12 protein-coding genes are annotated in these 12503 nt (G+C 68.4%); 5 read left to right on the top strand and 7 right to left on the bottom strand.

Going from position 1 to position 12503, the window contains the following annotated elements; genetic code table 11:
* Nucleotides 1-206: 206 nt before the first annotated feature.
* The 5 genes from ACIBGM_RS39665 to ACIBGM_RS39685 form a co-directional block, all read right to left on the bottom strand.
* Complete coding sequence (locus ACIBGM_RS39665; RefSeq protein ID WP_396388489.1) at nt 207-1157, bottom strand: ABC transporter ATP-binding protein; 951 nt, start codon at nt 1155-1157, stop codon at nt 207-209.
* A complete protein-coding gene (locus tag ACIBGM_RS39670) occupies nt 1151-2113 on the bottom strand; it encodes an ABC transporter ATP-binding protein (protein ID WP_396388490.1) in 963 nt (320 codons plus the stop codon). The genes ACIBGM_RS39665 and ACIBGM_RS39670 overlap by 7 nt, the downstream gene beginning before the upstream one ends.
* Nucleotides 2110-2994 (bottom strand): ABC transporter permease, encoded by an 885-nt coding sequence (locus ACIBGM_RS39675; protein WP_360521652.1) that lies wholly within the window; start codon nt 2992-2994, stop codon nt 2110-2112. Before ACIBGM_RS39675 ends, ACIBGM_RS39670 begins: the two co-directional genes overlap by 4 nt.
* Before the next feature lie 75 nt (nt 2995-3069).
* Entirely contained in the window at nt 3070-4101 is a 1032-nt protein-coding gene (locus tag ACIBGM_RS39680; protein ID WP_396388491.1) for an ABC transporter permease, read from the bottom strand.
* On the bottom strand, nt 4098-5891 hold the full coding sequence (locus ACIBGM_RS39685; RefSeq protein WP_396388492.1) for an ABC transporter substrate-binding protein: 1794 nt from the start codon (nt 5889-5891) through the stop codon (nt 4098-4100). The genes ACIBGM_RS39680 and ACIBGM_RS39685 overlap by 4 nt, the downstream gene beginning before the upstream one ends.
* A gap of 320 nt (nt 5892-6211) precedes the next feature.
* Here ACIBGM_RS39685 and ACIBGM_RS39690 point away from each other — a divergent pair, with 320 nt between their 5' ends.
* Genes ACIBGM_RS39690 through ACIBGM_RS39700 form a run of 3 tightly spaced genes read left to right on the top strand, consistent with a single transcriptional unit; the run spans nt 6212 to nt 9315 of the window.
* Nucleotides 6212-6820, top strand: coding sequence for a TetR/AcrR family transcriptional regulator (locus ACIBGM_RS39690; protein ID WP_396388493.1), 609 nt, complete (start codon nt 6212-6214; stop codon nt 6818-6820).
* A gap of 6 nt (nt 6821-6826) precedes the next feature.
* The gene (locus ACIBGM_RS39695) at nt 6827-7723 is read left to right on the top strand and encodes an ATP-binding cassette domain-containing protein (protein WP_396388494.1); all 897 of its coding nucleotides are present in this window, start codon (nt 6827-6829) and stop codon (nt 7721-7723) included.
* On the top strand, nt 7720-9315 hold the full coding sequence (locus ACIBGM_RS39700; RefSeq protein ID WP_396388495.1) for an ABC transporter permease: 1596 nt from the start codon (nt 7720-7722) through the stop codon (nt 9313-9315). The genes ACIBGM_RS39695 and ACIBGM_RS39700 overlap by 4 nt, the downstream gene beginning before the upstream one ends.
* Here ACIBGM_RS39700 and ACIBGM_RS39705 read toward each other — a convergent pair whose 3' ends face one another.
* Entirely contained in the window at nt 9316-10083 is a 768-nt protein-coding gene (locus tag ACIBGM_RS39705; RefSeq protein ID WP_360521670.1) for a DUF1206 domain-containing protein, read from the bottom strand.
* Nucleotides 10084-10102: 19 nt separating this feature from the next.
* Complete coding sequence (locus ACIBGM_RS39710; protein WP_360521673.1) at nt 10103-11101, bottom strand: stage II sporulation protein M; 999 nt, start codon at nt 11099-11101, stop codon at nt 10103-10105.
* A gap of 54 nt (nt 11102-11155) precedes the next feature.
* On the opposite strand from ACIBGM_RS39710, the gene ACIBGM_RS39715 reads away from it, so the two are divergent.
* Both ACIBGM_RS39715 and ACIBGM_RS39720 read left to right on the top strand, forming a co-directional pair.
* On the top strand, nt 11156-12214 hold the full coding sequence (locus tag ACIBGM_RS39715; protein ID WP_360521676.1) for an RDD family protein: 1059 nt from the start codon (nt 11156-11158) through the stop codon (nt 12212-12214).
* A 10-nt stretch (nt 12215-12224) separates the two neighbouring features.
* Nucleotides 12225-12446 (top strand): hypothetical protein, encoded by a 222-nt coding sequence (locus ACIBGM_RS39720; RefSeq protein ID WP_396388496.1) that lies wholly within the window; start codon nt 12225-12227, stop codon nt 12444-12446.
* Nucleotides 12447-12503: the final 57 nt, after the last annotated feature.

A 12503-nucleotide genomic window follows, 5' to 3' on the forward strand; every position in this document is an offset into this window, starting at 1 on the left:
GGGGCCTGACCTTCGGAGGGATATCCGTTCGAGTTGTGGGTTCTCCTCTCGTCTGCGAGGGGAGAACCCACAAGCGAAGGGGTTATCCCCTCGAATGGGAGGTTTCGGCTGGGGACGGGAGGTTCGGGCCGGCGGCGGGAGGTTCAGGCCGGGGCCTACGTCGTTGGGGGCAGGCGGCCGGAGATTGGGGATGGTGCGGGCCCGGGTCAGGGGGTGGTGGTGGGGACGGGGATTAGGTGGCAGGCGACTTCGGTGGGGTCGGTTGCGGGGAGGATGGAGAGGGTCGCGGTTCGGCAGGCGTCGACGCCTTTGCCGGCAGCGACTAGGTGGCAGCGGGGGTGGAAGCGGCAGCCGGTGGGGATTCGGGTCGGGTCGGGTGGCTCGCCGGTGAGGACGATGCGTTCCGGGGACTCCGGCAGGACCGACAGCAACGCCTGTGTGTAGGGGTGTTGCGGGTTCGTGAGGACTTCCTCGGTCGCGCCGGACTCGACGATGCGGCCGAGGTACATGACCGCGACCCGGTCGGCGATGTTCCAGGCCAGGCCGAGGTCGTGGGTGACGACCAGCGCGCCAAGACCGAGTTCGTCTCGCAACCGCAGCAGCAACGCGAGGATCTCACCCCGCACCGACGCATCCAGCGACGCGACCGGCTCGTCGGCGATCAGGAACTTCGGGCTCAACGCCAACGCACCCGCGATCACCACGCGCTGTCGCTGACCGCCCGACAGCTCGTGCGGGTACCGCAGGAAGAACCGCTCAGGCGGCCGCAGCCCAGCACGCGACAGCGCCGACGCGACCACCGCCTCCTCGTCCGGCAGCCCGTGGATCCGCGGCCCCTCGGCCACGGCCTCGTAGACCGTCTGCCGAGGATTCAGCGACCCCATCGGATCCTGCAGCACCAACTGCACTTGTCGGCGGAACGCGCGGAGGCGGCGACCCGTGTAGCTCAGCGGCGTACCGTCGTACGAGATCTGGCCGGAGGTCGGGCGTTCGAGGCCGAGCAGGGTCCGGGCGAGCGTGGTCTTGCCACAGCCGGACTCGCCGACCAGCGCGACGATCTCACCGGCGCCGACGGACAGGTTGACTCCGTCCACGGCCCGCGCCCGCCGGCCGCCGCGACCGTTGAACTCGACCTTGACCTCAGTTGCCTCTAGCAAGTTCCCTCCCCCACCAGGACGCAAGCCGCCGTACGCCCGGAGCCGGCCGGACGCAGGTCGACAGCAACGGTCGAACATGTCTCCAGCGCCACCGGGCAGCGCGGATGGAACGTGCATCCACCCGGCAACTGCTGGGGATCCGGCGGATCGCCGGCCAACCCACGCGGAGCCAGCCGCGACGCCGGATCGCCGACTGTCGGGAACGCCGCCGCGAGCGCCTGGCTGTACGGGTGCTGGAAGTCCCCGGACGACGGACCTGCTTCGACGAGGCGCCCGGCGTACATCACGGCCAGCCGGTCGCACACGTCGGCGAGCACCGACAAGTCGTGCGAGATCATCAGCAGCGAGATGTCGTGCTCGGCGATCAACTGCCGGATCAGCGTCAGCACCTGCGCCTGGACCATCAGGTCGAGCGCGGTGGTCGGCTCGTCCGCGATGATCAGCCGCGGCGAGCACGCCAGCGCCATCGCGATCATCACTCGTTGCCGTTGGCCACCACTGAGCTCGTGCGGGTAACTCCGCTCCCGCCAGGCCGGCAGCCCAACCTGCTCCAGCAACTCCCGCACCCGAGCACGGGCCTGATCCCCCGAGGCCAACCGGTGCACCAGCAGCGGTTCGGCGATCTGATCCCCGATCCGCTGCACCGGGTTCAGCCCATGCTGCGCCCCCTGGAACACGATCGACGCCGCGGACCACCGGACCGCCCGCAGCCGGCCCCATTTCATCGCCAGGATGTCTTCGCCGTCGAGCATCACGCGCCCGCCGAGACGCGCCGATCGAGGCAGCAACCGCAGCAGGGCCATCGCAACGGATGACTTCCCCGATCCCGACTCACCCGCCAGCCCGACGGCTTCACCGGCCGCCAAGGACAGCGACACCCCGCGTACGGCGGGAACCTCGCCGGATGCGATCCGGTACGTCACGGACAGGTCGTCCAGTTCGAGCAGAGTCATCATGCCGCCCTCGTCCGCAGCCGGGGATTGAGCACACTCTCCAGCGCCCGCCCGCAGAGCGTGAACGCCATCACCACGATCACGATGCACAGACCCGGCACCAGGATGTACCACCACGCACCGGCGGTCGCCGCACCCCAGTCGTAGGACCCGCGCAGCATCGTGCCCCACGAGGTCTTGTTCGCACTCACCCCGAGGAACGCGAGCGTCGACTCGGTGACGATCGCGCTGGCCACCTCGAGCGTCGTACTTGCCAACAGCAACGGTGCGACGTTCGGCAGCACGTGCCGGGTGGTGATGTGCCAGTGGCCGGCGCCGAGGGCGAGCGACCGCTCGATGTACGGGCGCGCCTCGACCGCGAGGGTCTGGGCCCGGATCAACCGGGCCGTGGACGGCCAGGACGTCACCCCGATCGCGACGATGATGGTCGCCGTACTGCCGCCGAGGATCGCCGCCAGCACCAGCGCGGTGACCAGCGACGGCAGCACCAGGAACCAGTCGGTGATCCGCAGGATGATCGCCCCGAGCCAGCCGCGGAAGTGCCCCGCCGCGATACCGAGGACGGTCCCGATCACCATGCTCAGCAGGGCCGCGAGGAAACCGATCAGCAGCGAGGTCCGCGAACCCCACCAGATCATCAGCAGCACCGAGCGCCCGGACTCGTCGGTCCCGAGCGGGTAGTCGAGGCTCGGCGGCGCCATCTTCTCGCCGGTGCCGCTGACCACGTTGGTCACGCCGGAGTCGATGAACAGCGGCGCGATCAGCGCAAGCACCACCGCCAGCACGAGGATGGCGAGCCCGGCCACACCGGCCCGGTACGTCCGGAAGTCGGCCCAGAACCGTTTGAACGCCCGCTGCCGGCGCATCCACGCAACGTTACTCATCCACGTCCTCGCTTCGCTCCGGGCGCGGATGAGGCACGAGTACGCTGTGTTTGATGATGAACTCGCTTCGCTCGTTCATGCCGACCTCACTCGCGGATCGAGAACGTGGTAGACCACGTCGGCCAGCGTGTTCATCACGATCACCGACACCGTGATCAGCAGGAACGTGCCCTGCATCAAGGTGAAGTCCGGCACCCGGATCGCCTCGTAGAACAGCTGCCCGAGCCCCGGCCAGCTGAAGATCGCCTCGACCGTCACCGCACCTCCGACCACGAACCCGATCCGCATGAACACCAGCGTCACGGTCGGCAGCAACGCGTTCGGTACGGCGTGCTTCCGCCGGATGTCGTCGTCCCGGAGCCCCTTCGCGCGTGCCGTGGTGATGTAGTCCTGCCCGACCTCGTCGAGCACAGACGACCGCATCACCAGCAGGTACTGCGCGTAGACGACAGCGACCATGGTCAGACAGGGCAGCACCATGTGCTGCGCGACGTCGAGCACGTACGCGAACCCGTCCGGCGCGTCCACGCTCGAGCTCCCCCGGGTCGGGAACACCCCGGGAATCGGCCCGACCCCGGCCGCGAACACCATCAGCAGCAGCAGTCCGAGCCAGAACGTCGGCACCGACCACAGCACCAGCGAGATCGCGGTCGAGAACTTGTCGAACCGGCTGCCCGGTTTCCAGCCCGCCCGCGCGCCCTGCCAGATCCCGAGGCTGACCGCCATCACCAGCGCGGTCCCGGTGAGCAGCAGCGTCGACCCGATCCGCTCCCCGATCAGGTCCAGCACCGGGCGCTTGTACTCGTACGACGTACCGAGGTCGAACTGCAGCGTCTGCTTGACGAACTGCAGGAACTGCTCCGGCAACGACTTGTCCAGGCCGAGCCGGGCCCGTTCGAGGTCGAGCTGCTCCGGCGTCATGTTCCGGCCCTGCGCGAGCGCCCGGACCGGGTCACCCGGCAGCAGCCGGAACAGGAAGAACGTCGCGACGATCACCATTGCGATGCTGAACAGCGCCCCGCCCGCCTTGGTCGCCGCGTACCGCAGCAGACCGTGGCGGGCCGGGGCCTCGTCCAGGACCTCGACGGCCGGTTGACCGACGGTCATTCGCGCTCGTCGGCGGCGCCCTGGCGGCGCCGCATCACGAAGAACCCACCGACCGCGAGTACGGCGGCGCCGCCCGCGACCCCGCCGATCATCCCGGCGCTCGAACCACCCTCGTCCGACGACGCGGCGTCCGTCGTCACGGCCTCCAGCGTGTAGAACGGCCAGTAGCCGCTACCGCCGTACAGCAGGCCCTTGTCCTCGGGGATCGGCGTCACCTTGGCGATCCGGTCCTTGCGGTAGCCCTCGAGGTTGTTCGGGTAGTACAGCGCGATCACCGGCGCGTCGGTGTAGAGGCGCTCCTCCATCTTCTTGATGAAGTCGGCGCGCTTCGGCCGGTCGAGCTCCTTCTGCTGCTGCTTGTAGAGGTCCTCGTACTGCGGGTCGCAGTAGAACGACTCGGTCCCGCCGCCCGTACCGGCTGCGGTCGGCCGCCGGCTGCACAGGTGCGTCGCCAGCACCTCCTCCGGGTCCGGGTTCACCGACCAGCCGCTGATCGCGATGTCGAACAGCGCGGTCGTCCCGGTCTCCTCGGTGAACTTGCTGGAGTCGAGCCGCTTGGTGGTCAGCGTGATGCCGATCTCCTTGAACCACCCGGTCAGGTACTCCGACAGCTTGTCCTCGATCGGGGTGTCGGTGTGGATGCTGAACCGGAACGCCAGCTTCTTCGACCCGTCCGGCATCGTCCGGATGCCGTCGGCGCCCTTCTTGTACCCGGCGTCGTCCAGGATCTTGTTGGCCTTGGCAACGTCGTACGTCACCTTCTTGTCGCCCTCGGCCTGCCAGAAGAAGTCCTTGTACATCGGCGGCACGATCGAGCCGTCGGCCGGGACCGCGAGGCCGTTCTGCACCTCGTCGACCAGCTTCTGCTTGTCGATCGCGTAGTGCAGCGCCTGCCGGACCAGCGGGTCCTTCAGCGCCGGGTGCCCGTCGCCGATCGGCTTGTTGTCGCTGGTCGTCGCGCCGTGGTTGATCTGCAGGTACGTCGCCCGCCGGCCGGCCGTGTTCCACTGCACGATGTTGTCGTCACCCTTGAGCGAGTCGAAGTCCGGCGGCGCGAGCCGGCCGATCAGGTCGATGTCGCCCTTCTTCAGGCCGACGATCGCGGCGGCCGGGTTGTCGTAGAAGATCATCTGCAGCTGGTCGATCTTCGGGGCGCCACGCCAGTAGTTCGGGTTCGCCTCGAGCTTCACGTACTGGTCCTTCTTGTGCTCGACCGCGATGTACGGGCCGCTGCCGACCGCCGGGTAGACGTCGGCCTCGTACTTCGAGATGTCCGAGACCTTCTCCCAGACGTGCTTCGGCATGATCGGGACCGGGTTGTCCAGCATCGAGGCCTGCGGGGCCTTCAGCTTGATGGTCAGCTCCTGACCGTTCGCGCTGACGCTGGCGAAGTTCTCCACCGCCGGTCCGTTGCCGGTCTTGGCTCCGTCGTCGGTCATCATCTTGTTGAACGTCCAGGCCGCGTCCGCCGCGGTCACCGGCTGCCCGTCCGACCACTTCGTCTCCCGGATCTTGAAGGTCCAGGTCAGCCCGTCCGGCGACGTCGTCCAGGACTCGGCCAGGTCCGGGCTCGGCTGCAGGGTCTTGGAGTCGGGCACGGTCAGGAAGCCGTACATCCACCGCTGCAGCGAGCCGGACACCAGCCGGACCGCCAGGAACGGGTTCATCGAGTCGACCGCCTGGGTGACCCCGACCCGGATCACCTTCTCCGACGGTTCGGCCGCCTGCGCCGCCGTCCCGGGTAACACCAGCAGTGCAATGGCAGCCGCAGCCGCCAGGACCTTCCTCATCCGCCCCACGCACCTTCCGCCCTAGTCCGTTTGGGGAAGAAACCACACCAGCAAGCGTTCTCCTGTCAACGAGTTACGGACATTTGTCACTGCTTTGTTTCCGAACGTAGTCATAATTTTCCACTTGACTACACAATCGTGTAGTAGGTGCGGTGAGTGGCGTGCAGCCTGGGCTGTACGACGCGGGCGCCTGCGGAGCACGCAGAGGCCGACCACACCACCCACTGGATGCGCAGCACGCGTGGGCTGGACCACATCCCACCGCCTTGACTACACGATCGTGTAGTAGTTTGCTTTTGTGTGTAGCGAGAGGATCTGAAATGGATCGACCAGCAGATGACCTGACCGCCCGCGCCCGAATCCGCGACGCGGCGATGAAGTTGTTCACCGAGCGCGGGATCGAGGGCGCCTCGATCCGCGACATCGCGGCCGAGGCGGGGGTCTCGTCCGGGCTGGTCCGGCACCACTTCGGCTCCAAGCAGGCTTTGCGCGAGGCCTGTGACCGGTACGCCAAGGAGCGGATGCTGCAGATCGGCGAGGAGCTCGTGTACCAGGGCGGCGCGGCGCACACCGACGTCAGCGCGATGCACCCGATCACGATGCCGCTGCAGACGTACCTGGTGCGCTCGATGATGGACGGCTCGGAGACCGCGACCGCGCTGTTCCTGGAGATGGTCGACGCCGGCGAGGAGTTCACCAAGACCCTGCCCACCGACCCCAGCGACCGGCGGGCGTACGCCGCCGTGCTGGCGGCGATGAAGATGGGCGTCTTCGTGCTCCGCGACCAGGTCTCGAAGGCGATCGGCGAGGACATCGCCGGTCCCTCCGGCTACGCCCGGCTCACCAAGGCCATGCTCGACATCTTCACGATCCCGGTGATGACGCCGGAGCAGGCCGAACAACTACGGAAATACTCAGAGGAGCACTGACAAGCAATGACCGCTGCGATCAGCACCGACGGGCTGGTCAAGACCTTCGGGCGCACCCGCGCCCTGGACGGCCTGGACCTCACGGTCCGCACCGGCGAGGTGCACGGCTTCCTGGGCCCGAACGGCGCCGGGAAGACCACCACGATCCGGATTCTGCTCGGCCTGACCCGCGCATCCTCGGGCAGTGCGCGGCTCCTGGACGGCGACCCGTGGTCGGACGCGACCGAGCTGCACCGGCGGCTGGCGTACGTGCCCGGCGACGTGACGCTGTGGCCGACCCTGTCCGGCGGCGAGGCGATCGACCTGCTCGGCCGGATGCGCGGCGGCGTCGACCAGAAGCGCAAGGCAGAGCTGCTCGAGCGCTTCGACCTGGATCCGCGGAAGAAGGCCCGGACGTACTCGAAGGGCAACCGCCAGAAGGTCGCGCTGGTCGCCGCGTTCGCCTCCGACGTCGAGCTGCTGCTGCTCGACGAGCCGACCTCCGGGCTGGACCCGTTGATGGAGGAGGTGTTCCGCGAGGTCGTGCAGGAGGTGAGCGACCGCGACGGCCGGACGGTCCTGCTGTCCAGCCACATCCTGTCCGAGGTCGAGGCGCTCTGCGACCGGGTCACCATCATCCGGGCCGGCCGCGCGGTCGAGAGCGGCACGCTGTCCGAGCTGCGCCACCTGACGCGTACGTCGATCAAGGCGGAGCTCGTCGGCCCGATGGACGGCCTGGCGCAGCTGACCGGCGTCCACGACGTACGGGTCGAGGACGGCCAGGTCCGGTTCGACGTCGACACCGACGAGATCAACCCGGTGCTGAAGCGGCTGACCGACATCGGCGTACGGAGCCTCGTCAGTCAGCCGCCGACGCTGGAGGAGCTGTTCCTGCGGCTGTACGAGCCGGAGGGATCACGATGAAGACCCTGGCCGGCACCGGCGGCCTGATCCGGCTGATCCTGCGCCGCGACCGCATCGTGCTGCCGATCTGGCTCATCCTGATCATCGGCATCCCGATCAGCTACGTCGGATCCTTCGACGAGCTGTTCCCGACCGCCGAGTCCCGGCTCCAGTACGCGAGCAACGCCGGCTTCGTCACCCTGTACGGCGAGCTGCACGGCACCAGCCTGGGCGAGTTCCTCACCTGGCGACTCGGGTTCGTCCCGGTGATGGTCGGCCTGATCAGCCTGCTGACGGTGATCCGGCACACGCGGGTCGAGGAGGAGACCGGCCGCGCCGAGCTGCTCGGCTCGAGTGTCGTCGGCAGGCACGCCGGCCTCGCGGCCGCTCTGGTGACCACGTTCCTCGCAAACCTGCTGCTCGCCGTACTGCTTGCCTTGGGCATGAACAGCCAGGGTCTACCGCTCGCCGGATCGTTTGCCTTGGGCCTCGAGTTCGCCTGTGTCGGTTGGCTCTTCGGAGGGGTTGGAGCCATCGCCGCGCAACTGACCGCGAGCGCAAGCACGGCGCGTGGGATCGCGCTCAGCGTGCTCGGCGCGGCGTACGTACTGCGTGCCGCCGGTGACACGAGTGCGCACTCAGACGGCCCACTGGCATGGTTGTCGTACCTGTCACCCATCGGCTGGGCACAACGCATCCGCCCGTACGGCGACAACCGCTGGTGGCTCGTCGTCGTGGTGCTCGCGGTGTCCGTCGTACTCGTGGCCGTTGCCGTCCAACTGCAGTCCCGGCGAGACGTCGGCGCCGGCCTGTTGGCGGACCGGCTGGGTCCGGCCGACGGTGCGCCGAGTCTGAGCTCGCCGCTGGCGCTTGCATGGCGTCTGCACCGCGGTCTGCTGATCGCGTGGACGTCCGGGTTCGCCGTACTCGGCGTGCTGTTCGGCGGAGTGGCCGAAGGGGTCGGCGACCTGATGCGGGACGACTCGGGTGTGCAGGAGGTGTTCGCGCGGCTTGGTGGCGCGGCCAGATTGATCGACTCGTACTTCGCCGGCGTGATGGCGATCGTCGGGCTGATCGCCTCGGCGTACGCCGTCCAGGCGACACTGCGGCTGCGTACCGAGGAGATGAGCGGGCGCGCCGAGCCGGTGCTCGTGACGCGTGTTGGACGACTGCAGTGGGCCGCGAGTCACTTGTTCTTCGGCCTGCTCGGGCCGGCGGTGACGTTGCTGGTCGCAGGGCTGGGTGCCGGCTTGGCGTACGGCGCAGCGATCGGTGACGTCGGCGGGCAGGTGCCGCGGCTGATCGGTGCTGCACTCGTGCAACTGCCGGCGGTCTGGGTGCTGGCCGCGATCACGATCGCGTTGTTCGGCCTGTTCCCGCGATGGTCCGCGGTTGCCTGGGTTCCGCCGTCGATCTGTCTGGTGATCGTGATGACGACGACCGGGACCGAGTTGTCCAAGTGGGTCAAGGACATCTCGCCGTTCAGCCATCTTCCGCAACTGCCCGGCGGCTCGGTGTCGGCCGCTCCGGTGATCACGCTGGTCGCGATCGCCGTTGTAGTCGGCGCGGTCGGCCTGGTCGGGCTGCGGCGGCGGGACATGCCGGTCGGCTGATCAGCGGCGGGCGTTGCGGGACCACGCGAACGCGAACACCCCGAAGGCGGCGATTCCGATCGCCAGCACCGACAGCAGGACGGAGCCGAAGGGCTGCTCCTTGATGGTGTGGAGGGCGGCGTCCAGGCCGCCCGCCTTCTCCGGGTCGTAGTCGATCGCTGCCCAGCCGAACAGGGCTCCCGCGACGATGAACGCGATCCCCTTGGCGGCGTACCCGATCCGGCCGAGCAGCACGGTCACCTCGGAGACGCCGCCGACCAGATCCTCCATGAACTTGACCGTGATCGCCTTGTAGATCTGGTGTCCGCCGATCCCGATGATCACCAGCCCGATGACCACGATCAGTGCCCGGCCGGCGCCGTACTCCATCAGCCGGGCGCTGATCGTCTTCTGCTCGCCACTGCTCGAGCCGCCGGACCCGACGGCGACCTTGATCGCCAGGAACCCCAGGCCGAGGTAGACCAGGCCTCGTCCGACGGCGGAGATCTTCTTCGAGGTCTTCAACGATCCGTAGGTGAGTTGCAGGCCTTGCCAGATCACCAGCGCGAACAGGCCGATCGCGACCGCCCAGAGCAGTACGCCGCCGAGCGGTTTGCCGGCCAACTCCTCCAAGGCTCCTTGTTGCGAGGCTTCCTGGTCGGACTTGCCCAGGGCGAGTTGCAGGGCGACCCAGGCGATCAACAGGTGGACGACGCCGTACGCGATGAGGCCGACGGTGATCGCGACGTCGTACGCGCGGCTTTGGCGGGTTTGCTGAGCGGTACTCACCCACCTCTAGTGCCCACGACTATGCAGAAACCGGCGCCGTCGCCTCACGGTCGGCCTCGTCGATGTCGCCGTACTCGCCCGCGCGGAAGGCGCGTCGGCCGAGGATCCAGACGTAGAGGACGAAGCCGATCTCGACCAGTACGCCGACGCCGACCCGGACCGCGGTCGGCAGGCCGGACGGCGTGACGAAGCCCTCGATGATGCCGGTGACCAGCAGGATCGCGGCCAGGCCGATCGCCATCCCGATGGTGGCGCGGCCAGTTTGAGCAAGCGCTTGCATGCGGGTTCGCGGACCCGGGACGATCCAGGACCAGCCGAGTCGCAGACCGGCCGCGGCCGCGACGAAGACCGCGGTCAGCTCGAGCAGGCCGTGCGGGGTGATCAGGCCGAAGAAGACATTCGCGCGATCGTGTCCGATCATCAGGCCGGCGTTGACGCCCAGGTTCAGCGCGTTGTCCCAGAGGATGAAGATCGACGGGATCAGCAGGATGCCGAGTGCGAGCACGGCGGCGCTGATGGTGGCGTTGTTGATCCAGACCTGGAAGGCGAAATCCTGAGCCGGGTTCTCCGAGTAGTAGGCGGCGAACTCGTTGTCGACCAACTCCTGGACCTGCGCCGAGGTGGCGAACGAGTCCACCACCTCCGGGTGCGCGATGATCCGCCAGGCGGCCCAGGCTGCGACCAGGTAGAAGAGCAGGCCGATGGTGAGCCACCAGCGTCTGGATGCGTAGAGCGCGGCCGGGAAGCTCACGAGGAAGTACTTGGAGATGTCACGCCAGACAGGAGCGTGCGCACCGGTGACGGCACCACGTGCGTCGGCGATGAGGCCGGAGAGGCGACCGATGGACACCGGGTCCGCACCGGCTGCCCTGAGCGCGGCCAGGTGAGTGCCGACGCGCTGGTAGAGGGTGACGAGTTCCTCGGCCTCTGCACCGGTCAGCCGGCGCTGACGGCGCGTCAGGTACGCCAGCCGGTCCCACTGCGCCTGGTGCACGGACACGAACGCCTCGACGTCCACAGTGGCCCCTCCTCCCGGTTCTGGCTCCCCGCGCTGGCAGACTAGCCGGAACTGGTGTCTCGGCAGGAGGGGGGCGACGACGAAGTGTCTCAGCTGGTCACGGGCGAGGCGGTCGTCCTTCAGGTGCGGATCGCACGGATGCCGACCCGGGCGCTGGCGTGCGCGATCGACGTGATCCTGCAGGGCGTCGTACTCGGGGTGCTGATCTCGCTGCTGACCGGGTTTCTGATCGGCGGCGAGGCCAGTGAGGCGCTGGCGGTGGCGCTGATCTTCCTCGTCGTCCTGGTCGTCGTGGTCGGCTACCGGGTGGTGATGGAGACGCTGACCCGCGGCCGGACGCTCGGCAAGATGGTGCTCGGGCTCAAGGTGGTCCGCGACGACGGCAGCTCGATCCGGTTCCGGCACGCGCTGGTGCGGACGCTGATGTGGTGCTTCGTCGACTTCGCGCCCTGGTTCGCGGCCTGCCCCGGCATCGTGGCGAGCCTGATGAACAAGCAGGGCAAGCGGATCGGCGACATGGTCGCGGGCACCGTGGTGATCCGCGAACGGCACCAGCCGATGGCGTCGCCGCCGCTGTTCGTGCCGGGGCATCTGGTGCAGTGGGCGCAGTCGCTGGAGTTGTCGCGGCTGTCTGATGAGCTGGCCAATGCTTCGCGGGAGTACCTGGCGCGGTACACCGAGTTGTTGCCGGGGGCTCGGGATGCGATCGGTGATGCGCTGGCCTATCGGGTCAGTCAGGTGACTGCGCCGGTGCCGCCGGTGCCTATGGTCGCGCCGGCGTTTCTGTCCGCAGTGCTGGCTGAGCGTCGGCGGCGCGAGCTGAACCGGCTCGCAGTGCCTCGAGCGGCTGTCAACACCGGTCCGTTTGGGCCGTACGCCGTACCTGCCGGGCAGGCTGGGCCGTACGCCGTGCCTGCTGGGCCGTATGCCGTGCCTGCTGGGCCGTTTGCTGCGCCGAGTCCGTACGGCGCGTTGCCGCCGGCGCCGCCTGCTGGTGTGCCTGCGCCTGGGCCTTTCCCGGCGCCAGCTCCGGTTGCGCCGTACCGGCCTGCTGCGGTCAATCCGCAGGGGTGGGCGGCACCGGGCAGCAACGAGTCTGGACAGTGGTTCTAGTCTTGCGACTATGTCGCAGATAGTGGATTGGGCCGGCTGGCTGAAGCGGTGGGACGACCAGCAGGCCGGTTATCTGCCGGACCGCGAGGAACAGTTCGCGTTGATGCTCGACATCGTCGCCCGCCTGGTCGGCGACCCCAGCCGCTTCGTGGACCTGGCGTGCGGCCCCGGCTCGATCTCGGCCCGCGCCGCCGCCCGCTTCCCGTCGGCCGAGATCATCGGCGTCGAGTGAGCCGGCTTCCTTCTCCCCCCGCCGTAACCTCAGCCCGGGGCGAGCCGGCTTCCTTCT

Origin of the sequence: Kribbella sp. NPDC050470, from assembly GCF_044458365.1 — a bacterium.
Taxonomy (GTDB): Bacteria; Actinomycetota; Actinomycetes; order Propionibacteriales; family Kribbellaceae; genus Kribbella.